At 52.1% G+C, this 26,143-nt stretch carries 27 protein-coding genes; 9 read left to right on the top strand and 18 right to left on the bottom strand.

The window, feature by feature from the left end:
* Positions 1 to 4: 4 nt before the first annotated feature.
* From ACXAGQ_RS06675 to rfaD, 5 genes are read right to left on the bottom strand one after another with little or no spacing between them, the layout of a single operon-like run.
* Positions 5 to 1,090, bottom strand: coding sequence for a glycosyltransferase family 4 protein (locus tag ACXAGQ_RS06675; protein WP_475252723.1), 1,086 nt, complete (start codon positions 1,088 to 1,090; stop codon positions 5 to 7).
* 5 nt (positions 1,091 to 1,095) lie between these two features.
* Positions 1,096 to 1,842 (bottom strand): glycosyltransferase family 25 protein, encoded by a 747-nt coding sequence (locus ACXAGQ_RS06670; protein WP_475252721.1) that lies wholly within the window; start codon positions 1,840 to 1,842, stop codon positions 1,096 to 1,098.
* Positions 1,839 to 3,032, bottom strand: a complete 1,194-nt coding sequence (locus ACXAGQ_RS06665; protein WP_475252719.1) for an O-antigen ligase family protein — start codon at positions 3,030 to 3,032, stop codon at positions 1,839 to 1,841. The genes ACXAGQ_RS06670 and ACXAGQ_RS06665 overlap by 4 nt, the downstream gene beginning before the upstream one ends.
* Before the next feature lies 1 nt (position 3,033).
* Positions 3,034 to 3,987, bottom strand: coding sequence for a lauroyl-Kdo(2)-lipid IV(A) myristoyltransferase (gene lpxM, locus ACXAGQ_RS06660; protein ID WP_475252717.1), 954 nt, complete (start codon positions 3,985 to 3,987; stop codon positions 3,034 to 3,036).
* Complete coding sequence (rfaD, locus tag ACXAGQ_RS06655) at positions 3,988 to 4,941, bottom strand: ADP-glyceromanno-heptose 6-epimerase (protein ID WP_475252715.1); 954 nt, start codon at positions 4,939 to 4,941, stop codon at positions 3,988 to 3,990.
* Positions 4,942 to 5,053: 112 nt separating this feature from the next.
* Here rfaD and ACXAGQ_RS06650 point away from each other — a divergent pair, with 112 nt between their 5' ends.
* Complete coding sequence (locus ACXAGQ_RS06650; RefSeq protein WP_475252713.1) at positions 5,054 to 5,698, top strand: TetR/AcrR family transcriptional regulator; 645 nt, start codon at positions 5,054 to 5,056, stop codon at positions 5,696 to 5,698.
* 25 nt (positions 5,699 to 5,723) lie between these two features.
* On the opposite strand, the gene ACXAGQ_RS06645 is transcribed toward ACXAGQ_RS06650, so the two are convergent.
* The 3 genes from ACXAGQ_RS06645 to gpmM all read right to left on the bottom strand — a co-directional run bounded on the left by ACXAGQ_RS06645 (position 5,724) and on the right by gpmM (position 9,239).
* On the bottom strand, positions 5,724 to 6,467 hold the full coding sequence (locus tag ACXAGQ_RS06645) for a divergent polysaccharide deacetylase family protein (RefSeq protein WP_475252711.1): 744 nt from the start codon (positions 6,465 to 6,467) through the stop codon (positions 5,724 to 5,726).
* 68 nt (positions 6,468 to 6,535) lie between these two features.
* Positions 6,536 to 7,690, bottom strand: a complete 1,155-nt coding sequence (locus tag ACXAGQ_RS06640) for a peptidoglycan DD-metalloendopeptidase family protein (RefSeq protein WP_475252709.1) — start codon at positions 7,688 to 7,690, stop codon at positions 6,536 to 6,538.
* A gap of 7 nt (positions 7,691 to 7,697) precedes the next feature.
* Positions 7,698 to 9,239, bottom strand: coding sequence for a 2,3-bisphosphoglycerate-independent phosphoglycerate mutase (gpmM, locus tag ACXAGQ_RS06635; RefSeq protein ID WP_475252707.1), 1,542 nt, complete (start codon positions 9,237 to 9,239; stop codon positions 7,698 to 7,700).
* 422 nt (positions 9,240 to 9,661) lie between these two features.
* On the opposite strand from gpmM, the gene ACXAGQ_RS06630 reads away from it, so the two are divergent.
* The 4 genes from ACXAGQ_RS06630 to cysE all read left to right on the top strand — a co-directional run bounded on the left by ACXAGQ_RS06630 (position 9,662) and on the right by cysE (position 12,698).
* The gene (locus ACXAGQ_RS06630; RefSeq protein ID WP_475252705.1) at positions 9,662 to 10,111 is read left to right on the top strand and encodes a rhodanese-like domain-containing protein; all 450 of its coding nucleotides are present in this window, start codon (positions 9,662 to 9,664) and stop codon (positions 10,109 to 10,111) included.
* Positions 10,112 to 10,237: 126 nt separating this feature from the next.
* Positions 10,238 to 10,708: a protein-export chaperone SecB gene (gene secB, locus ACXAGQ_RS06625; RefSeq protein ID WP_107298984.1), complete on the top strand. Its 471-nt coding sequence runs from the start codon at positions 10,238 to 10,240 to the stop codon at positions 10,706 to 10,708.
* A 17-nt stretch (positions 10,709 to 10,725) separates the two neighbouring features.
* Positions 10,726 to 11,742, top strand: coding sequence for an NAD(P)H-dependent glycerol-3-phosphate dehydrogenase (gene gpsA, locus ACXAGQ_RS06620; RefSeq protein WP_475254682.1), 1,017 nt, complete (start codon positions 10,726 to 10,728; stop codon positions 11,740 to 11,742).
* Positions 11,743 to 11,876: 134 nt separating this feature from the next.
* A complete protein-coding gene (gene cysE / locus ACXAGQ_RS06615) occupies positions 11,877 to 12,698 on the top strand; it encodes a serine O-acetyltransferase (RefSeq protein WP_475237919.1) in 822 nt (273 codons plus the stop codon).
* 169 nt (positions 12,699 to 12,867) lie between these two features.
* Here the strand turns inward: cysE and trmL are convergent, their stop codons facing one another.
* The 3 genes from trmL to ACXAGQ_RS06600 form a co-directional block, all read right to left on the bottom strand.
* On the bottom strand, positions 12,868 to 13,332 hold the full coding sequence (gene trmL / locus ACXAGQ_RS06610; protein ID WP_475254680.1) for a tRNA (uridine(34)/cytosine(34)/5-carboxymethylaminomethyluridine(34)-2'-O)-methyltransferase TrmL: 465 nt from the start codon (positions 13,330 to 13,332) through the stop codon (positions 12,868 to 12,870).
* A 133-nt stretch (positions 13,333 to 13,465) separates the two neighbouring features.
* Complete coding sequence (gene cpxA, locus ACXAGQ_RS06605; protein ID WP_475252703.1) at positions 13,466 to 14,827, bottom strand: envelope stress sensor histidine kinase CpxA; 1,362 nt, start codon at positions 14,825 to 14,827, stop codon at positions 13,466 to 13,468.
* Positions 14,827 to 15,519, bottom strand: coding sequence for a response regulator (locus ACXAGQ_RS06600; RefSeq protein ID WP_475252701.1), 693 nt, complete (start codon positions 15,517 to 15,519; stop codon positions 14,827 to 14,829). Before ACXAGQ_RS06600 ends, cpxA begins: the two co-directional genes overlap by 1 nt.
* A gap of 190 nt (positions 15,520 to 15,709) precedes the next feature.
* Between ACXAGQ_RS06600 and ACXAGQ_RS06595 the strand changes: the two genes are divergently transcribed.
* Both ACXAGQ_RS06595 and pfkA read left to right on the top strand, forming a co-directional pair.
* Entirely contained in the window at positions 15,710 to 16,210 is a 501-nt protein-coding gene (locus ACXAGQ_RS06595; RefSeq protein ID WP_475252699.1) for a CpxP family protein, read from the top strand.
* 552 nt (positions 16,211 to 16,762) lie between these two features.
* Positions 16,763 to 17,725, top strand: coding sequence for a 6-phosphofructokinase (pfkA, locus tag ACXAGQ_RS06590; protein ID WP_107298990.1), 963 nt, complete (start codon positions 16,763 to 16,765; stop codon positions 17,723 to 17,725).
* Positions 17,726 to 17,868: 143 nt separating this feature from the next.
* Here pfkA and tpiA read toward each other — a convergent pair whose 3' ends face one another.
* Positions 17,869 to 18,639 carry a triose-phosphate isomerase gene (gene tpiA, locus ACXAGQ_RS06585; RefSeq protein ID WP_475252697.1) on the bottom strand — a complete coding sequence of 257 codons (771 nt, stop codon included), beginning with the start codon at positions 18,637 to 18,639 and terminating at the stop codon, positions 17,869 to 17,871.
* A gap of 445 nt (positions 18,640 to 19,084) precedes the next feature.
* Here tpiA and ACXAGQ_RS06580 point away from each other — a divergent pair, with 445 nt between their 5' ends.
* On the top strand, positions 19,085 to 19,432 hold the full coding sequence (locus tag ACXAGQ_RS06580) for a 5-carboxymethyl-2-hydroxymuconate Delta-isomerase (protein ID WP_475252695.1): 348 nt from the start codon (positions 19,085 to 19,087) through the stop codon (positions 19,430 to 19,432).
* Here the strand turns inward: ACXAGQ_RS06580 and ACXAGQ_RS06575 are convergent.
* The 6 genes from ACXAGQ_RS06575 to ACXAGQ_RS06550 all read right to left on the bottom strand — a co-directional run bounded on the left by ACXAGQ_RS06575 (position 19,429) and on the right by ACXAGQ_RS06550 (position 25,216).
* A complete protein-coding gene (locus ACXAGQ_RS06575; RefSeq protein ID WP_475252693.1) occupies positions 19,429 to 19,758 on the bottom strand; it encodes a DUF3135 domain-containing protein in 330 nt (109 codons plus the stop codon). The two genes, ACXAGQ_RS06580 and ACXAGQ_RS06575, sit on opposite strands and share 4 nt — an antisense overlap.
* Before the next feature lie 194 nt (positions 19,759 to 19,952).
* The gene (locus ACXAGQ_RS06570; protein ID WP_475252691.1) at positions 19,953 to 20,696 is read right to left on the bottom strand and encodes a ferredoxin--NADP reductase; all 744 of its coding nucleotides are present in this window, start codon (positions 20,694 to 20,696) and stop codon (positions 19,953 to 19,955) included.
* Positions 20,697 to 20,709: 13 nt separating this feature from the next.
* Positions 20,710 to 21,327: a helix-turn-helix transcriptional regulator gene (locus ACXAGQ_RS06565; protein ID WP_107298995.1), complete on the bottom strand. Its 618-nt coding sequence runs from the start codon at positions 21,325 to 21,327 to the stop codon at positions 20,710 to 20,712.
* 198 nt (positions 21,328 to 21,525) lie between these two features.
* Entirely contained in the window at positions 21,526 to 22,533 is a 1,008-nt protein-coding gene (gene glpX, locus ACXAGQ_RS06560) for a class II fructose-bisphosphatase (protein WP_475237941.1), read from the bottom strand.
* Positions 22,534 to 22,752: 219 nt separating this feature from the next.
* Complete coding sequence (gene glpK, locus ACXAGQ_RS06555) at positions 22,753 to 24,267, bottom strand: glycerol kinase GlpK (RefSeq protein WP_475252689.1); 1,515 nt, start codon at positions 24,265 to 24,267, stop codon at positions 22,753 to 22,755.
* A gap of 103 nt (positions 24,268 to 24,370) precedes the next feature.
* Positions 24,371 to 25,216: an MIP/aquaporin family protein gene (locus ACXAGQ_RS06550; RefSeq protein ID WP_475252687.1), complete on the bottom strand. Its 846-nt coding sequence runs from the start codon at positions 25,214 to 25,216 to the stop codon at positions 24,371 to 24,373.
* 656 nt (positions 25,217 to 25,872) lie between these two features.
* On the opposite strand from ACXAGQ_RS06550, the gene zapB reads away from it, so the two are divergent.
* Positions 25,873 to 26,115: a cell division protein ZapB gene (gene zapB / locus ACXAGQ_RS06545; RefSeq protein WP_475252685.1), complete on the top strand. Its 243-nt coding sequence runs from the start codon at positions 25,873 to 25,875 to the stop codon at positions 26,113 to 26,115.
* Positions 26,116 to 26,143: the final 28 nt, after the last annotated feature.

Here is a 26,143-nt window from a genome sequence, read left to right as displayed (position 1 = left end):
AGCCTTATAGGCTGTTTGTTTCTAGGGCACGGAAAAACGCCAGGTGTTTCTTGACGGTCTGCTGTGCATTAAACTCGTTATCGAGTTTCTCCTTTGCGGCCTGGCTGAAAGAGGCAATTTTCTCTCTATCGTTAATTAACTTGCTCATGGCTTCAGCTAGCGCCTTGGCATCATTGGTCGGTACGATGAAACCGGTCTTGCCATCATCGACAAGCTCAGGTGAACCACCTGTGGTAGTGACAACCGAAGTGGTGCCATTGGCCATGGCTTCGATGATGGTCCTTGGCAGTCCTTCGCCACTGACGGATGGCTGTATCTGAAAATCGGCCATCGCCATAATCGAAGGTACATCTTTGCGGTGGCCGACCAAATGAATACGCTCGGCCATCGGGCTGTTTTTGATTTCCTCTAAATGTGGCTCATAGCCACTGCCGACCAACAGCAGGTGGAAATTCGGATTGTCGATATAGTGTGTAGCCTGGGCAAGGACGGAAATCCCTTTGCTCGGGCGAACATGGGCAGCTGTGACGGCAATGATATGATCGTCATTTAAACCGAAGTCTTCCCGCTTGGTTGGCGGAACCAGGTACCAATCCAACTGGTGGCCTTTGTAAATAGTTTTGATCTGCTCTGGCTTTTTCCATACCCGTTTTATGACATCCTGGCGTACCGCCTCCGAGACACAGACAATACCATCGACCCGTGGATGAAGGTGGGTCAGGTAGGCGCTTGGGTCATGGCGGTAAAGCCCACCGGTTGTGCCGCGGTAGGTGATCAGTTTGGCGCGGGTACCGATACAGGCAAAAGCGGCATTGGGAATAGTTTTGGAATTGAAGGCGTAGCAAATATCATAATCGCCCTCTTTCAGCTCGCGATGAAGCGTGCGAATAGTGCCAAAGCAAATTTTGCCTTTCGGGTAGCAGTCAATCACCTTGACTCCGTGGTCGCGAAAGCGAGAGACATATTCCGCATCGCCCTGTGTCGCTACAGTCACTTCATGGCCCTGCTTGACCATCTCGATAAACATTTCAGCTTCCGGGCGGACACTGTTCCATGCGTGGTGATAGGAGCTGGCAATTAGGATCTTCATGGGTTTCACTTCTTAGAATTTTTTATTTTGAATCGAAGGTTATGTATTTCACGTTTGACGAGCTCGTTGAAATTGAACCACTCGCGCTTACAGCGGGTAAAAAAGCTGCGGGGTGGTTTATTGCTATAGCCAATGTCAGATTGTTCATCATCGTTATGCATCACACAAGGTGGAACGAGACCGTAGCATTCTACGTTTGTAGCCCAAAATCGATCCATCATAATGTCAACAGGAAAAGCCCATTCGGAAGAGGCGGTAATAAATTGTTGTGCAGCTTTGGGTGTCAGATAGTATCCTATCGTTCCCATGTGCCCTTTATTAAAGCGGTGAATGGTAATCCCATCTTTGTTGTAGACTTCAAACGATGAGAATCTTTTTCTTTGGTTTTCATGTAATCGAATAAAGCTCAGTTCTTTCGGGAGCTGCGAGATATGTAAGCAGAATGCCGGGAATAACTCAGAATCAAGTACAGCATCATCTTCTAGTATGATAATTGGCTTATTCAATTCCACACAGTGTTGCCATAATAGATAATGGCTTGCGTAGCATCCAAGTTGCCCTTTGTTTAGTGATTTTCCTTTATAACGGCGACTCAATATTTCGTTGTATTTATTGAGTAAAGGGTGGTTACTAATTCGTCCATCTATAGCTGAAAATATTTTATAATTTAAGCCTAATGATTCGAGCCGTTCAGAGATTTTAGAACGACGTTCTGGGGATGACTTTAGGTTAACAACAAAAATATCAATCATAATGGATTAGTGTTTTCTTTTGATTCTAAGTTATTGTTTATGATGCATATTGCTAGCATATAAAAAAGAGCTGTTTGGGCGTGATTGAAGGGCACATCAGTGAGGGATGCCACCGCAAATAAGATTACGATGCCATTGATGATCAAACGCCATTCAGCATTAACTTTTTGTGCTCTGATGCTAGGCACTATTAACAAGAGTAGTAATAAGGTAAAGCCGATTAAGCCATTTTTAATGAATCGGTCAATATATTGATTATGATAGTGCGAAGGATTGAGCTTGGCTAATTCAGCTGATACTTTTTCTTCTTTTACCAATACTTTTAGTTGTTCAGCATGTTTTGCTCCTTGCCCTACAATCCATTTATCACCAATTAGTTGAGGACTAGCAAGCCACATTTGAAAACGTAAGCCTATTGAGGAGCTTAAGTCCCCTTTACTTATTCTATGTATTTCTTCCCGCGTTTTTTCAATACGTTCAGATAATACTGGTTGTGCTGATGCTCCTATCACAGCTAAGAATAAAGCCGCAAAAGTTAGGTACTTAAAACTAAAAATTTTGCTCTTATTCAATGATAGAAGCAAAAAAAGTAAGGATACACAGTAAGCAAGCCAAATCCCTCGAGTCTGGCTCAACATAATTGCGCAGATGCTAAATGTAACCGTCAGTAAAGAAATAGCTTTTGCGAGCTTGGTTTCATCCTTTGAGAACAGCATAACGAAAGAGATGACACCTAATACTGCACTTGCTGTTGCCAATGGAATGGCATTGATTGGCCAATGTGCACGCTCTATTGATAAGTATTGACCATAATAGTATGTGGCTAGCAATGCGCAGATGCTACCAATGAGAGTCAGCCCACGCAGTAAATTGGTTGTGAGTAATGCTCTTGGAAAAAAGATCAAAAAAAGCGAGCCACTTAGTAGGGCTCTCACTTCACGCGAACTGAAGCCATGGTATTGGTAGCTAAACAGGGCATAGGCGGTCATTGCTAATATGACCCACAAGAACTTGTCTTGTTTGATATTGGTCTTAGCCGAGTTGACCCCGTAGCAGCATAGCGTCGTGATAAGGGAAATGACCACCATGGCCACCATGGGCTTGTCCCCTCCGCCCATGATTAACATTCCACTAAATAGCCAGTAGAGAGGCAATAAGATCAGGGTGTTGTAAATATTGCTTTTATTCATACTACTTCGTGCTGTACGGATTTTCCCCGCCGTCAGGCCGGGTTTTCAATAAACGTAGGATCCACATGTACTGCTCGGGCCGTTCGGTGACGTACTGCTCGATACACTGGTTCATCAAACGGGCATCTTGCTCCTCGGTTTCCAGCGGAAACGGAGAAAGCGGTGGATAGATATCTATCTCGTACTTGCCGGTTTCGCTGTTGTAAATCGAGTACAACGGCACAATTTTGGCACGGCTCAGCTTTGCCAGGCGGCCCAAGCCGGCAATGGTGGCCTTGGTGGTGGCAAAGAAATCGACGAACACACTGTGTTCGACCCCCAAGTCTTCATCCGGCAAATAGTAGCCCAAATAGCCCTCGCGGATAGACTTGATGAAGGGTTTGATCCCGCCACTGCGCTCATAAACACGGCCGCCGTATTGTACACGCTGTTTATGCATTAACCAGTCTGACACCACATTTTTCTGCTTTTTCGCCATTGCGGAGACAGGCAAACCGCGGGAGGCGAGTAAAACTGCTGGAATATCAATAGCCCAGGTATGGGGTACCAGTAAGATGGCACTGTCGCCATTTTCTTTCAAGGCTGTCAGGTGTTCTTCACCCCGGACAACGGTATTGTCTTCTAGCCATTGGCGGTTGCGCACGCTGAGGGCAGCAAAGCCCATCAGGAAACTGCCTGCGGTAATGTAGCTCTCCAGCAGCATCGCCTCGCGCTCAGCTTCGCTCTTGTCCGGAAAGCACATTTGCAGGTTTATCCGGGCACGCTGGTTAGCCTTGTTGTTGAACTTTACCGCGCGTTTGGCAAACACGCTTGCCATGGCACGGCGAATGCGGTGCGGTAGCAAGCACAGCAGGGCGGCAAAGACGACAGCCAGCCAAGTCCCCCAGTACTTCGGGTGGAGGAAGGCTTTGCTAAATTCCGGGTTGTAAGCTTGTTTATCGTAATGGTCTTTCATTTATTGTTTTGTCTGGTTGATACTTGCCATGTACTCGGCGACACCTTCGGCGACAGACTTGAATGAGTCTGTATAGCCTGCGGCTCGTAGTTTACTTAGATCAGCTTCGGTAAATGCCTGGTAGCGGCCTTTGAGGTGATCCGGAAATGGGATTTCTTCGATCTCACCCTTGCCATGGTGTTTGATCACCGCCTTGGCCACTTCACTGAATGGTTCAGCCTGGCCGGTGCCGCAGTTAAAAATCCCGGAGATGCTATTCTGCCAGAACCACAGGTTGACTTTGCAGACATCGCCGACAAAAACGAAGTCGCGTTTGAGGTTGTCCGAGCCTTCGAATAGTTTTGGGTTGTCACCCTGGTTGATCTGGTTGTTGAGGTGGAACGCTACCGAGGCCATGCTGCCTTTGTGCTGTTCGCGCGGGCCGTAGACATTGAAGTAGCGGAAACCGGTGATTTGCGACAGTGTTTCACCGTGTTCTTCAGCATCTTGCCACAGGCGGCGGACATAATTGTCAAACAGTTGCTTGGAGTAGCCGTAGACGTTGAGTGCACCCTCGTACTCGCGCTGCTCGATGAAGTCATGGTCGCGGCCGCCGTAGGTTGCGGCAGAAGAGGCATACAGGAATGGAATATTGCGCTCGAGGCAGAAGTGCAGCAACTCTTTGGAATACTCGTAGTTATTGAGCATCATGTACTTGCCGTCCCACTCGGTGGTGGATGAACAGGCTCCCTGGTGGAAGATGGCGTCAATCGGCCCGAACTCATCACCTGCCATGATTTGGGTGATGAAGTCTTCCTTGTCCATGTAATCGGCTATATCCAGGTCGACCAGGTTGGCGAATTTGGTGCCGTCTTTGAGGTTGTCGACCACTAAAATATCGTTGCGGCCCTGCTCATTTAGCGCTTTTACAAGATTGCTGCCGATCATCCCGGCACCACCAGTTACTATTATCATGGCTCTTCCAGTCTGTTGGGTAGATAACAAGGGTTAGACCCGCTGTTATAGAATAGGTTTATGATAGTATTAGCAGATTGCCATATTTTCTGGGCAGAGAAGTGAGAAGCAAATGAAAACCCGTGACAAAATTATCCTGGCTGCACTGGAGCTTTTCAACGAAAGCGGCGAGCCGAATATTACCACCAACCATATTGCTGCCCATTTAGGGATTAGCCCCGGTAATCTGTATTATCATTTCCGCAATAAGGAAGAGATTATACACAGTATTTTCGATCAATACGCGCATGATCTCAGTATTCACTTCCAACCCCTTGAACATGCTCAAATTACTGCTGATAACCTACTGGTATACCTGGATTCGGTATTCATGCTGATGTGGCGCTACCGCTTCTTCTACGCCAACCTGCCGGATATTCTGCAGCGTGATCCTGAGCTGCAGCAGAAGTACCTGGCGGCCCAAGAGGGCCTGCACAAGGATATCATGGCGATGATGGCCAGCTTCCGCAGCGGCGGCCTGCTGGACATCGAACAAGATGAACTCGAGAACCTGGCCACGACCCTCAAGCTGGTTGCCTCAAGCTGGATTTTCTACCAGACCACCCAGGCGCCGGGTGCCAAGATCACCAAGGCGGTGCTTTATCAAGGGGTATTGCACATTCTGGGGATTGTTAGGCCGCTGACAACTGCTGAGGGTAAAGCGCAAGTGCTGCAGCTCAAAGCGCACTACCGAGAGCAGATTGAAAAAGATACCTAGTCGCTTGGCTTGGCTTGGCTGGCGCTTATGCCGGCGGAGTGAGCTCGGATAGCCTGACTAATTGGATGCCTTGCGCTTCCAGCTGAGGCAGGAGCTGGCTGAGGACATCAAGGGTGACTGGGTAGGGGTGGCCGATGGCAATGGCATAGCCGGTTTTCTTGGCCTTGTGGACCGCCCTGGAAAGCTGCTGGGTGACGAACTTTTCTGTGCTCATATGGTCGAGGAAGATATGGCGGCGCAGGGCTGGGAGATGGTGCTGCCTTGCCCGCTCGAGAGCAACGGATTTGGCGGTAGTACGGCTATCGAGGAAAAATAGCCCCTGTTCAGCGAGTACCTCCATGACCCAATCCATCGCCTGCGGGCTTTGGGTCAAGGCGCTGCCCATGTGGTTGTTGACTGCAATAGCGTCTGGAACCCTTTGCAGCCCCCAGCGCAATACATTTTGCAGTGTTTGCTGATCCATATCCCGGGTGAGGGTGGCCATTTCAACCGGTGCCCGGTGCAGAGGCTCCATCGGCATGTGGAGCAGGACGTCACGTTGCTGCTGATGAGCCAGCTTACTGGTGGCTCGGTCATAAGGGGTATCAGGCAGGATAGAGATGCTTACCTGGGGCGGCAGTGCTGATAAGGCCGCTGGCATAGGCTGGTAGCCGAGATCGTCGATCACAATAGCTAGTTTAGCTGCGAGGGCTAGGCTGGAGCCTCCAAGGCTGATTATTGCGAGAACCAGGCTTGCGGCCCAGGTTCCCTTTCTACGACGTCTTGCCAAAAGCGGTTCCTTGCTAATCCGTTGCAATGAAAGCGTGTTGCTTAAGCGTATTTGAAAATGTCTCGTGGTTATCTCGCTAGCCAGCCGCGTGGGTTGGTCGGTGAGCCTTTGCGGCGGATCTCAAAATACAATGAGGATTGATCCTGGCCGCCACTGTCACCGATAAGGGCGATATTTTCGTTGGCCTGTACCGTATCGCCAACCTTTTTCAGCAGGGTCTGGTTATAGCCGTAAAAGCTCATATCCCCCTTGCCGTGATCGACGGCAAGCACCAAGCCGTAGCCACGCAGCCAATCGGCAAATACCACTTTACCCGGGTAAATGGCTTTGACTGGGCTACCAGCCGACTGGGCAATAACCATGCCCTTCCAGTGCAGTTCGCCTTGCTGGCTGGTGCCATAGTTATGCAGGATCTTGCCTTTGACCGGCCATGGCAGTTTGCCTTTTTGCTTCGCCAAACCGTCCATCGGCACCCGGCGGGCCGCTTCTGCTGCGGCACGGGCTTTTTCGATTTCTTTGACCAGACGCTGTTCGTTCTCTTTGAGCTCGGCCAGGTATTGGTTGTCGGTTGTCAGCTGGCTGCGCAGGCTCTTCACCGTTTTCTGGCGCTGGCTACGCTCTGATTCTAGCTGGCGTTTTTGATCATTGAGTTTGGCCAATAATACCTGCTGCTCTTTTTGCTGCTCACCTAATTGGTGTTGCTTTAGTTGCAACTCGGTGGTGGTGGCTGCCAGCTCGTCAAGCGCATGGCTGCGGGCTTGGCTAAGGTGTTCGGCATAGACGGTCAAACGGTCGAGTTGGCTGCTGTCCTCACCACTGAGCATCAAGGCCAACTGGCTTTGCTTGCCTTGTTTGTAATGGGCATTGAGCAGCTCTTTGAGTAGCTCTTGCTGGCCGAGCTGTTGCTGGCGCAATTGTTCGAGTTGTTGTCTCAGCGAGCGGATAGATGTTTCTAGTTCGCCGGAGCGCTTTTCGGCTTGGTGGATAGCTTTGGCGGTCTCGGCAATGCCGACTTCTTGCTGGCGCAGGCTTTTCTGAAGCTGGTCGACCTTCTTGCGGTTGCTGGCAACCTGGTTTTGTTGGCGTGAGATTTCCTGCTTGACCCCTTTGAGCTGGCCTTCATCGGCCAAGGCACTTGAGCCAAATAGCAGGCATAGAAAAGCGCCAGTGCAAAATGCACTGGCGCGAAGACTATGGTGTAGGTGTTTGATAACTTCCCGCATAGGGAGATTATTTCAGATCAAACAGCACCTGACCAGTCATCTCTGCAGGGATTTCCATATCTGTTAGGGCCAGCATAGTTGGCGCTAGATCAGACAGTTTACCGCCTTCTTTCAGGGTCAGCGCTTTGTCGCCCAAGTAGACCAGTGGAACAGGCAGGTTAGTGTGCGCAGTGTGGATACCGCCGGTTTCAGGGTTAACCATCATCTCTGCGTTACCGTGGTCGGCAGTGATCAGTAGCTGGCCGTCCATTTCACGGATCGCTTCCACTACGCGGCCAAGGCAGCCGTCAACCGCTTCGGTCGCTTGCACTGCTGCGTCGTAAACGCCAGTGTGGCCAACCATATCAAGGTTAGGGTAGTTACAGATGATCGTGTCGAACTCACCGCTCTTGATGGCAGCAACTAGCTTGTCAGTCAGTTCTGGTGCGCTCATTTCAGGCTGAAGATCGTAAGTTGCTACTTTTGGAGAAGCCACTAGTTGGCGCTCTTCGCCGTCGAACTCGTTTTCAACGCCGCCGTTGAAGAAGAAGGTAACGTGTGCGTACTTCTCAGTTTCAGAGATACGTAGCTGCTTCTTGCCTTTCTTCGATAGCCACTCACCTAGGGTGTTGACTAGGTCTGCTGGCGGGAAAGCGATAGGCAGGTTGATGTCTGCTGCGTATTGGGTCAGCATCACAACATCAGCAAGCGCAGGGAACTGGGCACGCTCGAAGCCAGCAAAGTCAACCTCGAAAGCACGGGTGATCTGGCGCGCACGGTCAGCACGGTAGTTCATGAAGATAACAGCATCGCCATCTTCCATTGCCGCAACGTCCTGGCCTTCGGCACGGATTTCAGTGGCTTTAACGAACTCGTCGTTTTCGTCACGGGCGTAAGCCGCTTCAAGACCTTCTACGGCAGACGCTGCATTGAACTCTGCTTTAGCCGCTGTCAGTAGGTTGTAGGCAACTTCAACGCGATCCCAGTTGTTGTCACGGTCCATTGCGTAGTAACGACCCACTAGGGAAGCAACACGGCCTTTGCCTAGCTCAGCAAATAGGGCGTCGAAACGCTCCAGGGATGCCTGTGCGCTACGAGGTGGCGTGTCACGGCCGTCAAGGAAGCAGTGTAGGTAGATCTTCTCAGCACCACGCTTGGCTGCCATTTCAACAGCAGCAGCGATGTGGTCTTCGTGGCTGTGAACGCCGCCCGGAGACATCAGGCCCATGATGTGAACAGCTTTGCCTGCGTTAACCGCTTTGTCGATAGCACCTGTCAGCGCAGGGTTTTCAAAGAAATCGCCGTCGGCAATTGACTTGGTGATGCGGGTTAGATCCTGGTAAACGATGCGGCCGGCACCAATGTTGGTGTGACCTACTTCAGAGTTACCCATCTGGCCGTCAGGCAGGCCAACATCCATACCTGATGCTGAGATCAGGGTATTTGCTTCGTTTGCCATCAGGCCGTCGATAACTGGTGTGTTGGCGTTAGCAATAGCGTTGTTGGCGTTGTCTTGGCGGTAACCCCAGCCATCTAGGATAACCAAAGCCAATGGCTTCTTAGCAGACATATGCTGTCCCTCGTATGTTAAAACCTGAAATGTAATTTCGATCAATTACCTTAGCCCTCAATACGCTAGGGCTAAGGTAATTGATCGCAGCGGCCGTAATTTTACTACAGTTTATGGCGAAAACTGTAGGTCAAGATCAAACTATGCTGTAAATAGATTGTTATCTTCCTACGGAAATATATTCATTTCTGCCTTTCAGTGTAAGCCCTGAAGCACAGTTTTTTTACTTTTTCTTGTGCTGCAATAATGCCCAAGCCAGTTAAGACTTATACTAAGGACGCCTGAGGCCAGTGAGCCGCCGCGCGGATTTATTGCATCTTGCTGTACAACTAGGCTGTCCCGGGTATACTCGGGGTCTTTGAATTTTGTCGACTCGGGCCTGGGTTAAAGCAGGCCGGTATTAGGAATATAGAGCGAAGGTCATGCAGCAATACATTGATTTTGTAACAAGTAACCCGATTATGTCACTGGTATGGGTTGGCTTGGTGGTGGCTATCATTTCGTCTTACGTCAAGCAAAAGACGGCAGGCTACAAGATTGTTACCCCGAATGAAGCGACCGTGATGGTCAACCGTGAAGATGGCGTGTTTGTCGATATCCGCAGCCGTGATGAATACCGCGGCGGCCATATTGCTGGCGCACTTCACATTTTGCCGAGCCAAATCAAAGAACAGAACCTGGCAGATCTTGAAAATTACAAGCAAGCCCCAATCATCGTAGTATGCAAGACAGGCCAGACAGCACAAGAGAGTGCTAACCTGTTGGCTAAAGCCGGTTTCGAGAATGTGAACCTGCTTAAAGACGGCTTGATTTCTTGGAACGAGGCTAACCTGCCGCTGATCCGCAGCAAATCAGGCAAGGCAAGAAAATAAGACTGCCGCCCCGCTGTTCGATATGGCGCAGTGGGGAACACTGAATTTTGTGCAGTTGTGATAGTTATCATGGTTGCGATATTGATAGGCTCACCTCTGTGGGCATGAGAGAAAAAGGACACTAACATGGCTGAAGCAGCAAACAACGAAGCACAGCAGAACTTCCAAATCCAGCGTATTTTCCTGAAGGATGTTTCTTTCGAAGCGCCTAACTCACCACAGATGTTCCAGAAAGAGTGGAACCCAGATGTGAAACTGGATCTAGACACCCAGAGCCGTGAGTTGGGTGAAGGTGTATTCGAAGTTGTTCTTCGTCTGACAGTGACAGTGAAGAACGAAGAAGAAACAGCATTCCTGTGTGAAGTTCAGCAGGGTGGTATTTTCTCTGTTGCCGGTATGGAAGCACCACAGCTTGCACATTGCCTAGGCGCATTCTGCCCGAACATCTTGTTCCCGTACGCTCGTGAAACTATTTCAAGCCTAGTGGTTAAGGGTACATTCCCTCAGCTGAACCTAGCACCGGTTAACTTCGATGCATTGTTCATGAACTACCTTCAGAACCAATCTCAAGCTAACCCAGAAAACACTGAAGCATAAGCTTTAGGGTGAATATGATGAATCCAGGCTCTGAACAAGCAATTTCCATGGCGGTGCTAGGCGCCGGTTCATACGGTACATCACTGGCTATCTCGTTGGCGCGAAACGGTGCCAATGTGATCCTGTGGGGCCATGAGCCAGAGCATGTGGCGCAGCTGGACATGGACCGTGCCAACGAGGCATTTTTGCCTGGCGTGGCCTTTCCTGACTCCCTGATCGTTACTGCTGACTTGGAGCAGGCGGTTAAGGCCAGTCGTGACTTGTTGGTCGTGGTACCAAGCCATGTGTTTGGCGAGGTGCTGGGTAATGTCAAACCGCACCTGCGTGATGACTCGCGTATCTGCTGGGCAACCAAAGGGCTGGAGCCGGAAACGGGCCGCCTGCTTAAGGATGTTGCCGTTGAAGCGCTTGGCGAGCATGTGCCGCTGGCAGTATTGTCAGGGCCGACGTTTGCCAAAGAGCTTGCTGCGGGTATGCCGACAGCCATTTCCGTTGCGTCGCCTGACGATGAGTTTGTTCGCGATCTCCAGGATAAAATCCACTGTAGCAAAACCTTCAGGGTTTACAGCAACAGTGACTTTACCGGTATGCAGCTGGGCGGCGCGGTCAAGAACGTGATTGCCATTGGTGCGGGGATGTCGGACGGTATTGGTTTTGGTGCCAATGCCCGTACTGCATTGATCACCCGTGGCTTGGCTGAAATGTCACGCTTGGGTGCCGCATTGGGCGCACAGCCGGAAACCTTTATGGGGATGGCCGGCCTTGGAGATTTGGTACTGACATGTACCGATAACCAATCTCGCAACCGCCGTTTCGGTTTGGCGTTGGGTCAGGGTAAAGACGTTGACCAAGCCCAGGAAGAGATCGGCCAGGTGGTCGAGGGATACCGCAATACCAAGGAAGTCTGGGTTCTTTCTCAGCGGATGGGGGTCGAAATGCCGATCACCGAGCAGATCTACCAGGTGCTGTACCAGGGCAAAGATGCCCGTGAGGCAGCCAAAGATCTGTTGGCTCGCGAGAAAAAAGACGAATAGCAGCTTGGACGCCACGGGCATCCAAATTGTGACTTAACGATGCAACGTAGGCTGCTTGGCCTGCGTTGTTTTTTTTTCAGGGCGCGTTAAAGTTAAAGCAAGCCGATACTAACAGTAACGATACCGAGGGTAATGTGAGGGAATGTCAACAATATGCCGTTTGGCAGGCAATCAAGCAGGAAGCAAGGGAGCAGTCAGAGCAGGAGCCAATGCTTGCGAGCTTTTACCATGCCACCATTATCAAGCACGATAACCTGGCCGCGGCGCTGAGCTATATTCTGGCCAACAAACTGGCGACGCCATCGATGCCGGCTATGGCAGTACGAGAAGTGATAGAAGAGGCTTTTGCCGCCGACTGTCTGATCACCGAAGCAGCTGCGTGTGATATCCGCGCCGTTGTCGAGCGCGATCCGGCGGTAGAGATGTTTTCTATCCCTTTGCTCTATCTTAAAGGTTTCCATGCCTTGCAGGGCTACCGGGTAGCCAATTGGCTGTGGAAGCAGAACCGCGTGGCACTGGCGGTGTATTTGCAGAATCAAATTTCGGTAGCGTGTCAGGTGGATGTCCACCCGGCGGCACGGATTGGTCAGGGGATCATGTTCGACCACGCGACCGGGATTGTAATTGGCGAAACGGCGGTTATCGACAATGACGTTTCTATCCTGCAGGACGTCACATTGGGCGGTACCGGCAAGGAAGGGGGTGACCGCCACCCGAAAATCCGCGAGGGGGTGATGATCGGCGCCGGTGCCAAAATCCTGGGGAACATCGAAGTGGGCGAGGGCGCCAAGATTGGCTCATGCTCTGTGGTCCTCAACCCGGTACCGCCGCATACCACGGTGGCCGGCGTACCAGCCAAGATCGTCGGCCGCCCCAGCAGCGATAAGCCGTCGATGGACATGGATCAGCAGTTCAACGGAACCAGCCAGACGTTTACCGCTGGGGATGGGATATAGCAAAGCGGGTTGCTAGATCCTTGTTCCTAGGAAGAGCGGGAAAAGCAAAAGCTTGACCGAATTTCATTGCTAGTAATGCTCCTGTCGGTCCCAGGACCCAGGACCCAGGACCCAAAACAAAAGCGAGAGCCAAGGCTCTCGCTTTTTTGTATTCAGACCCTGTCGGTATTCATACTGCCCCTTTGAAACCAAACTGGCGCCATGCCTCGTAGCCGATGATGGCCGCGGCGTTGGACAGGTTCAGGCTGCGGCTGTCAGGGTGCATTGGGATGCGCAGGCGCTGCTCGAGTGGCAGGCTTTCGATCAGCTCAGCGGGAAGGCCACGGGTCTCAGGGCCGAACAGCAGCACATCGCCTTCTTCGAACTTGGCGTTGGTATGGAAGTTGGTGGTCTTGGTCGTGCAGGCAAAGATCCGGCGCTCGCCGATGTAGGCAAGGAAAGCCTCGAAATTGGCATGGCGGTGGACATGGGCCAGATCATGGTAGTCCAAGCCGGCGCGGCGCAGTTTCTTCTCTTCCAGATCGAAACCCAGCGGCTCAATCAGGTGCAGGTTGGCCCCACAGTTAGCGCAGAGGCGGATGATGTTACCGGTGTTCGGGGCGATCTCCGGTTCGTAAAGGGCGATATCAAACATAGTAGACAATCCGTGGTGACAATCGCGCTATTGTAGCTGAAAAGGTGGCGGATGAGCACAACTGTCAGGACGAGGGGAAGAATGGCCCTCAATATCAGGTATCAGAATATTGAGGGCTATGGATAGGGAGGGCCTAGCTCGAGAGTGGCAAGGTAATCGTCACTTTGAGGCCGCCCAGCTTGCTGCGCGATGCCTTGATGGTGCCACTGTGCTGGCGGATGGCGCTTTCGGTGATGGCAAGGCCGAGGCCGGTGCCGCCACTGCTGCGGTCCCGGGCGGTCGAGACGCGATAGAACGGGCGGAAGATATCCCCCAGTTCATTGTCAGGAACGCCTTCGCCGTTATCCTCAACAGTGATACACAGGCGCATTGCCTGGGTAGTAAAGCGGATAGTGATCTTGTCATCGCCATATTTGATGGCATTGCGTACCACATTTTCCAGCGCGCTGATCAGCAAGTTGGGATTACCATGCAGTGGCCACTCTTCCAGCGAGGTATAGTTGAGCTGCTTGCCGCATTGCTCGGCCTCGAACCGGGCATCTTCCAGCATGTCATACCATAGCGAAGCTGCATCGGTTTGCTCCCGTTGCTCATGACTGTTGACCTGCATCCGCGACAACTCCAGCAGTTCGCCAATCATGTTTTCCAACCGCTCGGCCTCGGTATCGATGCGGGTCAGCTCGTTGCTCTCGCCCTGTTTGCGCTTGGCCAGTGCGGTAGCCATGCGCAGGCGGGTCAATGGCGAGCGCAGTTCGTGGCTGATATCGGATAGCAGGCGTTGCTGGCCACCTATCATATGGTTGATGGCCTGGACCATCTGGTTGAAGCTGGCACCGGCCTGCTTGAACTCCTTGGAGCCGGATTCGAGCTTGGGATCCGCCTCGAACTCCCCCTTGGCGACGCGCTCGGCAGCATTCTGCAGACGGCGAGCAGGCAGCGAAATCGCCCACGCCAGCCATAGCAGCAATGGAGTGCTGACTAGCATGGTCAGCAACAGGAGCTGGAAGGGTTTATCCAGAATTTGAATGAAAAACGGTGGAGGCTCCCTGACAATCCGACCTATGTACATCAGCAAGGTATCGCCCTTGTGCTTGACCTCGAATGGTCCAGCCATCATCCAGCGGCCGTAGAGTTTCTGTTTGGGGTTACTCGGACTGTCAGCCATGGTAATGAAGTTACGCAGCGCCTTGCTGTTGCGCCGCGGTGAGATCACATCACCATCGGTGGTGGTAAAATAGAGTTGGAACCCCTTGTGACGCTTGTCGTCGGTGAAGCGGCTGAGCTTCTTTTCCAGCGAGCCGCCATCGCGGGAGATTTGGCTGGAGATACTGGTTGCCGACTCTTGGAATCGCTCCTGCTGTGCCTGTGGGATCGTGTGCTGGGTCCGCGGGTCCAAATGGGGCAGCAATAGCAGTATCAACACCACCAATAACAGGGTGAGCCAGAACACTGCGAAAATACGGCCATAGAGGCTGGAAAAGCGCGGCAGCTTCATTATACGTCCTCGACCAGCAGGTAGCCTTTGCCCCGAAGGGTCTTGATCCATGGTTTGCCGTCGTCACGCTCAGGCAGCTTCTTGCGCAGGTTGGAGACGTGCATATCAATAGCGCGGTCGAACGGTGCCAGCCGTTTCCCTAGTACTTCTAGGCTGAGCTCGTTCTTGGCGATGATTTTGCCCGGGTGCTGGACAAAATAGCTCAGTAGGGCCAATTCAGTCCCTGTCATCTCAATCGGGTTGCCGTGGCAAATCACTTCCTGGCGGCCCGGATAAATTTCGATGTCTTGGTAGGTCAGGCACTCTGGGCCGGCTTTGGTGGTGGTGCCCTTGCCCTGGGTGCGGCGCAAGATGGCGCGGATACGGGCCAGTAGCTCACGGTCGCTGAACGGTTTGGGCATATAGTCATCGGCGCCAAGCTCGAGCCCGAGCACGCGGTCAATTTCTTCGCCCTTGGCAGTCAGCATCAATACCGGGGTCTCATGCTTTTCACGCAGGCGGCGCAGCATTTCGGTGCCATTCATCACCGGCATCATCACATCCAGTAAGATCAGGTCGATACTGTCGTCGACCTTGGCCAACCCTTGCTCGCCATTGTTGGCTTCGACTACCTCGAAGCCTTCCATATCGAGAATATCGGAAAGCAGGGAAGTCAGTTCGGTATCATCATCAACAAGAAGGATTTTGGCCATAGTGTCTACCTTTAATAAGCAACAGCGATAAGGTAAGTATCCCTAATCGCCGCAGGGTCGCCAAGTAAAACTGGTTTAGCTTTACGCAGTTTTACGTTTGCCAGACAGCCCTTTACCTTGCAGGGGGTAAGCTGTATCCGTACCTGAGATTACGGCGCTGCAAATGCAGCCTCTATTGGAGAAGAACATAATGATGACTTTCAAGAAAACAATGGCGCTAGCAATTGCCCTTCCTCTAGCCCTGGGCTCAGCCTCTGCACTAGCCTACGGTGGCGGTAAACACCACAACGGCCATGGTGGTAAAGGCTGCGGTATGGATGACAGCCGTATGTTCCGCCAACTTGACCTGACCGATGCACAGAAAACTGAGCTGAAAGAGCTGCGTCAAGCCAACAAAGAAAATATGCGCGGCAAGATGGGTGAGCGCCATACTGAAATGCGCGCCCAGCACCAAAAAATGCAGCAGCTGGTCTTGAGCGAGGACTTCAATGAGGCTGAGGTTCGCGCCCTGGCTGAAGAAATGTCCCAGCAGCAGGTGGAGCGACGCGTTGCCATGCTCAAACAGCGCCACGAAATGATGCAGGTGCTGACTGCCGAGCAGAAGACCAAACTGCAGGAGCTGCAGGCAGAGCGAGCTGAGAAATGCCAGGCCAAAATGGAAAAGCGCATGGAGCGCAAGCAGTCTAACTAACCAGTGACAACCGATTGATGAAAGCCGCCAAAGCATTTGGCGGCTTTTTTGTTGCCTGTTGTTGGCCGGGGCAGGTTTGCAAAACGTCGATTTGAATGATTTTGTTATTAATTTTCGTCATAAAACAGCTATACTGCGGGGTATTGCCCAGCCCTGTGCATTATGTCAGGTGTGATTATCATGGATGAGTTCACAGCCACCCGCGGTCTTCCTCCTCACTTGGCACAACTGGAGGCTCCGGTGCCAGCCGTTATACTGAATAAGTAAGGTATTTGGCTAAGCGCAACATTGCTTGCGGCACCAGCCCATAGGCTAACTGTTTTGCAGATCCCGGTAGCTCGGTGAGGCGGCGATCATTCCCGCGTCATGGTGAAGTTGCAGGCTATCGTGATATGAATCAACAAAATTTTTTATCAAAATTGTAATACTCCTACATTAGTAGGAAAGTTACAGTTTCGTGAGTCAGGGCCGTGGTGGCCCGTGTGCCGGGAGGGGAACCCCGGCCGCTCATGTCGGATTTGAATTTTCATTTCCCAAAGTCAGAGGGTAACCATGATTAAGAAGATTGGTGTATTGACCAGTGGTGGTGACGCACCTGGTATGAACGCGGCAGTTCGCGGTGTTGTTCGTGCAGCATTGTCTGAAGGCGTTGAAGTTTACGGTGTTTACGACGGCTATCAGGGCCTGCACCAGAACCGTATTGAAAAACTGACTCGCTCAAGCGTTTCAGATGTCATCAACAAAGGCGGTACATTCCTGGGCTCTGCGCGTTTTCCTGAGTTCAAAGAAGAGAAAGTGCGCCAGCAGGCTATCGAAAACCTGAAGATCCACGGCATCGACGCGCTGGTTGTGATCGGCGGTGACGGCTCGTACATGGGTGCGAAGAAGCTGACTGAAATGGGCTACCCATGTATCGGTCTGCCGGGTACGATCGATAACGACGTTGCAGGTACTGACTACACAATCGGTTACCTAACGGCACTGAACACGGTTATCGACGCGATTGACCGTCTGCGTGACACGTCTTCTTCACACCAGCGTATCTCTATCGTTGAGGTGATGGGCCGCCATTGTGGCGACTTGACGCTGATGTCGGCGATTGCTGGTGGCTGTGAGTACATCATCACACCAGAAACTGGCCTGAACAAAGAAGAGCTGCTAGCGAAGATCAAAGAAGGGATCTACAAAGGCAAGAAGCACGCTATCATTGCGCTGACTGAATTGATGACCGATGCCAACGAGCTGGCGAAGTACATCGAAGACGAAACAGGCCGTGAAACACGAGCTACAGTACTGGGCCACATCCAGCGTGGCGGCCAGCCAACAGCTTTCGACCGTATCTTGGCATCTCGCATGGGCGCATACGCGGTTGAGCTCCTTATGGAAGGTCATGGCGGTCGCTGTGTGGGCATCCAGAACGAGAAGATGGTTCACCACGATATCATCGACGCAATTGAGAACATGAAGCGCCCAGTTCGTAAAGATCTTTACGCACTGGCAGACAAGTTGTTCTAAGGGGTTTCCCTTAAAGAAAAAAACCGGCTGCGGCCGGTTTTTTTGTGCCTATTCTATTTCCGCAACCTAGCGGGAAAAGGCAATAAAAAAAGCTACCCGGGGGTAGCTTTTTTTCATCTAACTGTGTCAGCCAAAGAAGTGAATTACTTTTTCGCTTCAGCAGCTGCTTTTGCGATAGCCGCAAAGCTTTCAGCATTAAGAGCAGCACCGCCAACTAGCGCGCCGTCGATATCTGGCTGTGCGAAGTAAGCTGCAGCGTTTTCTGGCTTAACAGAACCGCCGTACTGGATCACAACTTTCTTAGCAACGTCTTCGCTCTTCTCAGCGATGTGAGCACGGATAGCTGCGTGGATGCGCTGTGCGTCATCAGCAGTTGCTGCTTTACCAGTACCGATAGCCCAGATTGGTTCGTAAGCGATGATCGCACCTTCAAGCGCTTCAACGCCTTGGGTGTTGATCACAGCGTCGATTTGACGCGCACAAACAGCGACTGTTTCGCCAGCTTCGTTTTGTGCTTCAGATTCACCGATACATAGTACAGGTGTTAGGCCGTGCTCTTTTAGGAACGCGAACTTCTTAGCAACAAACTCGTCTGACTCGTTGTGGTATTCACGACGCTCAGAGTGGCCGATGATGATGTGGCTTGCACCAAAGTCTTTCAGCATTTCTGGAGAGATGTCACCAGTGAATGCACCGCTAGCGTTTACGTCAACGTTCTGTGCACCTAGGATGATTTTGCTCTCACCTTTGCCGATCAGTTGCTCAGCCAGGTCAAGGTACATAGCTGGTGGCGCAACGGCAACGTCTACACCTTCAACGCCTTTAAGTTCAGCATCAAGGCCCTTAAGAAGGTTAGATACCATTTCTTTGCTACCGTTAAGCTTCCAGTTACCCATAACCACAGGATGGCGCATAGCTTTTCTCCATATCAAATTGACTTAAAAAATACTCAATAGCTTAGCATACAGCCCTCGGGAGTCTCCCGTCAGGCAGTGCTGAACACTAGGCTATAGAGTATCTCGGACAGTTTGGCCTGCGGCCTTGTCTGTTATGCCGCCAGCAGCGCCAACATTACCACAGCTTAGGAAATCAATTTCCTGTCCGAAATCATATCTGTGCTCGGTTGTACCCTTTTCCCCGGCAAAAGTGAACCGCTACGCGGGATTTTTTTTCACCTTGATGCCATTCCGGCCATAACGAAGAGAAAAAAGACAGTGATCCGTGATTGAAATATAGCCTGTATCTTTGGCGCTGTGGGATAAGATCCGCTAATGTTGAGGCCCATTTCAGGATAAAGCCATGCCAGGCATGGATTTTCCCGGCAATAATAAGTGAAGTGTAAGGCGCAAGGAGGAGCGGATGCCTAACTTAGTAATGGAATATGCCGAACCCGTTGTCGAGCGGGTCAATATCCCGGGTCTGTTGGACGACTTGCATACGGTTTTGCTCGAGTGCGGGGTCTTCGAGCCGGATTCGGTGAAATCACGCAGCTACCGCTGCCATAACTGGTTGGTGGGTGATAACCGCGATCTCAACACCTTTATCCACATTGAGCTGACTATGCTCTCGGGCCGCAGTGCCGAGACCAAACGCGAGCTTTCTCGTGCGCTGATGACGGTATTGGAGCAGCATGCCGGCACCATCAACAGCCTGACTATCGATATCCGCGATATGGACAGCGATTGTTTCCTCAAGGTCAGCTGCTAGGCTGATTTACCTTGCGGGTCCGGCCGGGCAAAGGGCTTTATTTCGGCCTGGTGCTCGGTCAGGGTCTCCGGCGCGTTGAGGGCTTGGGCAAACCGCTTGAGCTGCTGCTGCAGCTCGGCCATCAACATAATGTTGGTATGGTTTGGGTTCTTGCCTTTAGCGATCACTTGGTTGATGTGGCTCATCTGCGCCCGTAACCGCGGCTGCATGTCGGCGCTGGCATTGCCGATGATTTCCTCGCTCATTGCCAGTCGCAAGGCTTCGAGCTTCTCCGGCTCGTTTTCGGCCATGGCTTTCAATTCATCGAACGGTGGCAGTGTCTGCATCGTGCTTCCCCTTTTTCCGACCACTTTTGACTGACGGCATCCAGCTCGGATGCCATGCAATAAAGTTAGTTATCAATAAGCTCGGAAAGCTGACTCAGGAGTGAGACAAATGAAAGTTAACTCGCAGGCCTGATGAGGGGGAGAGTCTGTGCAGGCCCTAGAGCGAGCCTGCAAAGGGGGAACCGATAATCAGATTACCAGTAATGTTCCATGGTGATTTGCCCCGGCTTGCGGCGCAGGTTCTTGGTAAAGCCTTTCCCTTCTAATACCGCTTTGGTCTCCCTCACCATCTCCGGGTTGCCGCATAGCATGATTTGGCTTTGCTCCGGGGTAAGGGTCAGGCCGACATGGCGTTCCAGCATGCCGTCTTCGATGGCATGCGGGATCCGGCCCGGTAGCGCAGGAGGAGCGGGCTCACGGCTGACAAAGGGTTGGACAATCAGCTGTTCAGGGTATTGCTCTTTGAGTGCGTTGATTTCGGCTTGGTAGCTTAAATCGGCCGAATAGCGCACCGCATGGACCAGCACTATTTTGCGAAAGCGCTTCCAGGCACCGGATTCGCGTAAAATAGAGAGGTAGGGGCCGATAGCGGTGCCTGTCGCCAGCAACCAGAGCTGTTCGGCATCGGGGACCTCTTCAAGGGTGAAGTAACCGTTGGCACGGGCAGAGATATACACTTCCTGGCCCGGCTCAAGGGCATGCAGCCGGGGTGACAGCAGACCATCTGCTACCCTTGTGGCATAGACTTCGATTTGGTCGCTCGAGGGAGGGTTAACGAAGGAGTAGGCGCGCTGGATCATCTTGCCGTCGATTTCCAGCCCCAGCTTGGTGAACTGGCCAGCTTTGAACGGCTCAATGTTGGCTTGCAGCACGAGGCTGAACAAGTCATTGTTCCAGTGTCGATTGTTGATGACTTTCGCAGGGATCCAGTCAGCCATAATAGTCTCCTCGTTATGATTTTATTATTCGATACGCGCAGCGCCTCTCTCCGGCAATGATGTGCTCTTGCCTATTAACTTGGTATTCGTTGCCCAGTAAACGTTGGAAAACCGCCAGCTCAGACTGGCAAAGGGATGGGCAGCGTTGGGCCGCGTGGCAAATAGGGCAGTGGTTTTCGATCAGCACGAAATCTTCGCCATCCTGGTGGAGTTCGGCCATATAACCTTCCCGCTCCCTGAGTGTAGTCAGGATCTGCAGTTTTTCTGCGATATTTTCTACCCCGGCCAGCTGGGCTTGGTATTGTTCAAAGGTTTGATCCTCCCGCCGGTCGACAACCTTGCCCAGCCCTTCCTGGCCAAACAGCTCCTCGACAGAATCAAGCATTTGAATAATAAGATCGCCGTGACGGTCAGCAAAGCGGCGGTGGCCTTTCTGGGTCAGGTGCCAATGGCGGGTTGGCCGGCCGACTTTGGCCTTGATGTCCTCGAAGTCAACCAGGCCATCCTCTTCCAGCCCCTGCAGGTGTTGGCGCACCCCCATGGTGGTGAGCTGGAATTCCTCGGCCAGTATCTTGGCAGTGACCGGGCCTTCGCGCTTCATCCGGTAGAGTATTTTGTCGATGGTTTTCATAGTCACCTATGGTCACAAATTGGCTTAGTTAATTATGTAGCCAGCTTGCTAAATAAAGCAACAACTTTACAAAGTCAAAGTGTGCTTAAACTGAACCAGTCGATAGGAGAAGGGCATATGGCGCTGGGAAAGTGCAGTAAAACCGAGGCAAAAAAAAGCGCGCCAAGCGGCGCGCTATAGAATCAGTTCATTCAGCCCTTAAAGGATGTGGCCTTTGATAGCGTCGTCTTTGCGATCCAGGTAGTGGGTCGATTTGATACGGCGGATAGTACGGCACTTACCACGGATAAGCAGGGTCTCTGTGGTTGCGATATTGCCCTGGCGGCTGATGCCTTCTAGCAGGTCACCCTTGGTGATACCGGTGCCGGCGAAGATCACGTTATCGCTCTGCGCCATGTCTTCCATGCGCAGTACTTTGTTTGGCTCGATGCCCATCTCGCGACAGCGGTCGATTTCCATCTGGCCGTGTTCGCGGTTTTCCGGCGTGTCGCCCTTGACTTCGTGGCGAGGCAGCAGGCGGCCGTGCATGTCACCGCCCAGAGCACGGATGGCAGCGGCAGAAACAACGCCTTCCGGTGCGCCACCGATGCAGTACATGATGTCAACTTCGCTGTCAGGCATACAGGTCAGGATAGATGCTGCTACGTCGCCGTCTGGCACGGCGTAGACACGGATACCCATCGCCTGCATCTCGGCAATCACTGCGTCGTGGCGAGGTTTTGCCAGGGTGATCACAACCAGGCTGTCCAGCGTTTTGCCCAGGGCTGCTGCTGTTGCTTCCAGGTTTTCAGCCAGCGGCTTGCTCAGGTCAATCGCGCCTTTGGCACCCGGGCCGACAACCAGCTTTTCCATGTACATGTCAGGTGCTTTGAGGAACGAGCCCTTCTCGCCAGCAGCCAATACTGCCAGGGCGTTGTTCTGGCCCATCGCCGTCATGCGGGTACCTTCGATTGGGTCTACCGCGATATCTACCGCGTCGCCGCCAGTACCGACTTTCTCACCGATGTAAAGCATAGGCGCTTCATCAATTTCGCCTTCACCGATTACGATTTCACCTTCAATCTCGGTTTGGTTAAGCAGAGAGCGCATAACCTCAACCGCAGCACCGTCTGCTGCATTCTTGTCGCCACGGCCTAGCCATTTGTAGCCAGCCAGTGCAGCGCCTTCAGTGACACGAGAAAATGCCATCGCCAAATCGCGTTTCATGATTACTCCAGAAATAGAAATCAGTGGGCTAGGGCCTGTAGGCTACAGGCCCGAATAAATCTGGCGGCGATTCTAACACAGGTTGCAAGGAAACGTTTGCGTTAGCGCAAAAATGTTTATTTCTTGGCGGTTCGCTGCCAGTTGATGAAAAAAGCCTGCTTGCGCAGGCTTTGGTGGGGGAACTTGGGTAACGCTTGGAGCGTGTTTTATGGGGTGGGATTAGATGTCGTCTTCGACTGCCCAGCCCTTGGCACACTCGACCGCGCGCTTCCAGCCGTTGTAACGGCGGTTACGCTTGCCATCGTCGTTGCAGGCGGTGAACTTGCGATCCAATACCGCTTTGTCTTTCAGCTCATCAATGCTGCCCCAGAAGCCAACTGCCAAGCCGGCAAGGTAGGCAGAACCCAGTGCGGTCACTTCAGTCACTACCGGGCGGTGTACTTCGGTATCCAGGATGTCGGACTGGAACTGCATCAGGAAGTTGTTGGCAACGGCACCGCCGTCGACACGCAGGGTACCCAGCTTGATGCCGGAGTCAGCCTGCATCGCATCCAGTACGTCACGGGTCTGGTAGGCGACACTTTCCAGGGTTGCACGGATGATGTGGTTGCTGTTGACACCACGGGTCAGGCCGACGATAGCACCACGGGCATACGGGTCCCAGTATGGCGCGCCAAGGCCGGTAAATGCAGGAACGACATAGACACCATTGGCACTACCGACTTTCTCGGCGAAGTACTCGGAGTCTTTGGCATCATCCAGCAATTTCACTTCATCGCGTAGCCACTGGATAGAGGCACCGCCCATAAATACCGCCCCTTCCAAGGCATAAGCAACTTCACCTTTAGGACCACAAGCCAAGGTCGTCAGCAGGCCGTTGTGCGAGGTCACTTTTTCCTTACCGGTGTTCATCAGTAGGAAGCAGCCAGTCCCGTAAGTGTTCTTGGCCTGGCCTGGCTCCACACACATCTGGCCGAACAGGGCTGCTTGCTGGTCACCGGCAATACCGGCGATTGGGATACGAGTACCGCCTTTACCACCGATGTTGGTTTCGCCGTAGACTTCAGACGATGATTTCACTTCCGGCATCATAGAAAGCGGGATGTCCAGCGCTTTGAGGAGCTTCTCGTCCCACTCCAGGGTATTGATGTTGAATACCATGGTGCGCGAGGCGTTGGTGTAGTCAGTAACATGGACACGTCCCTGGGTCATTTTCCAGATCATCCAGGTATCAACGGTACCGAATAGCAAGTTACCGGCTTCGGCTTCTTCACGGGCACCTTCGACATTGTCGAGGATCCACTTGATTTTGGTGCCTGAGAAGTATGGGTCGACAACCAGGCCGGTGTTGTCGCGGATGTATTCTTCCAGACCGGCTTTTTTCAGCTCTTCACAGGTATCTGCGGTACGGCGGCACTGCCATACAATGGCGTTGTAAACCGGCTTGCCGGTGTTCTTGTTCCAGACAATGGTGGTTTCACGCTGGTTGGTGATACCGATACCAGCGACTTGGTCCGAGCGGATCCCGGCTTTGGCCAGGGCTTCAACCAGTGTTGAGCTCTGGGTTGCATAGATTTCCAGGGGATCATGCTCGACCCATCCAGCCTTAGGGTAAATTTGGGTGAATTCACGCTGTGACGAGCACACAATGTTGGCGTTGTGATCAAGCACCACGGCACGGGAGCTGGTCGTACCCTGATCGAGTGCAACAATGTACTTTTGCTCAGTAGTCATAACGGTTTCCTCTCATTGTCATTATATAAGGGTAGTAGAGTGTGGTGTTCGGATCGGCCTGTGCGGGACAGGCCGATAATGTTCTCTTTATATGAATTTGTTACTAGGCGTTAGCTTCTTCTGCCGTGTCTTCGCACTGGTTAGGCAGGGTGCAGCGGTTGCCCGGCAAGTAGGCGCCGATTGCTTTCGGGTATAGCCAGCCACCGAAGGCGGCACCCATGATTGGGGCAAGGATAGGCACAATCATGTACGGGATATCTTTACCGCCAGTCAGGGCCATATCACCCCAGCCAGCCAGAAAGGCGAAGAATTTAGGGCCGAAGTCACGGGCCGGGTTCATCGCAAAGCCAGTGAGTGGACCTAGCGAGCCGCCGATAACCGCAATCAGGATACCGATCAGCAGAGGCCCCATTGCGCCGCGTGGCGCGCCGTTTTTCTCATCGCCAATCGCCAGGATGGCAAACATCAGCACTGCGGTGATCACAAACTCCACTGCGAACGCACCGGCAAATGACAGTGCCGCATGTGGGTAGGTAGAGAAAATGCCGGCAGTTGCCAGGCTGGCTTCGCTACCACGGACGATACCGTTGGCTGCCTCGAACTCAACGAACAGGTTGCTGTACAGGCTGTAGATCAGCGCTGCGGTACAGAATGCACCTAGCAGCTGGGCAACGATATACGGCAGTACTTTACGCTTATCGAATCCGTGGAAAAGGGCAAGGGCAATAGTCACAGCCGGATTGATATGGGCGCCGGAGACGCCAGCGGTGCAGTAGATGGCGATGGCCACGCCAAGGCCCCACATAATACTGATCTCCCACTGGCCGAACTCGGCCCCGGTCAGTACTAAAGCGGCGACACAGCCGACGCCGAAGAAGATCAGGAGCCCGGTACCGATGAACTCGGCCAGGCATTCGCCGAGCAGGGTGTGTTGTTTTTGGGTAGTCATGTTCAGTCCTTTTGTCAATGTCGTAGGGGTATAGCTTTTTTTGTATTTATGTGGGGCTAATTTACTCGAATCTACAAAGAATAAAATTGAACCGAGCGAAAAGTGTGCGTTCGAGCATAAAATGATTTAATTATTTGCGCGTTCGCGCAAACGGTTGCGGTTTTGCGGGGAATTTTCCCATTGAGACTTGTTGCGTATGGTTTTGACTGGGGTAGGAATGTGCTTCGGGTGTATGTGTTTGTTTATAGAATAAAAAATCCGACCTAAAAAGGTCGGATGTGCCAGAGGGGCAAATTCTTGGAAAAATCCAAGAGAGATACGATCAAGGTAAAAATTAGCACGCTGCTGGTGCATTAAAATAGAGTTTGATCGCAATTCTACGCATTTGGCGGTGAGGCCGGGTGAATTTTGCACGGCTTGCACATTTCTTTTGCCATACGATTCCACTTTTGCCCATGGGGCTATGCAAGGCGATGGAAAGCAAGGATTTGATTAAATTCGTGCAAAATTTCCCCATTTACGACAAAGCATGGTAAATGTAGATGTCAGAAGGCGGTAGCCTCGTTAGAATAGGTGGTAATTAATCGTAAACGTGCCTGTGGGACGTTGCCTTAAACGGTTAGGGCAAACTGATAGGCTGAATACAGGTGGACAATATGTCATTAGAAATGTTGGAAAAGCTGGAAGCCAAAGTACAAATGGCTGTTGATACAATTTCTCTGCTACAGATGGAAATTGAAGAACTAAAAGAAAAAAATGATAGCCTAGCTGGTGAAGCTCAGGCACTGCGTTCAGGTCGCGAAGAGCTGGAGCAAGAGAACAACAAACTGCGTAATGACCACCAGGCATGGCAGGAGCGTGTTCGCACGCTACTGGGCAAAATGGACCACGTGGAATAAGCGTACTTTTGCTGGCAGGCATAGCCTG

Source organism: Photobacterium sp. ABD4_091, from assembly GCF_056160145.1.
The sequence above is the reverse complement of the archived record's forward strand: the minus strand, read 5'-3'. Positions and strand labels throughout refer to the sequence as shown.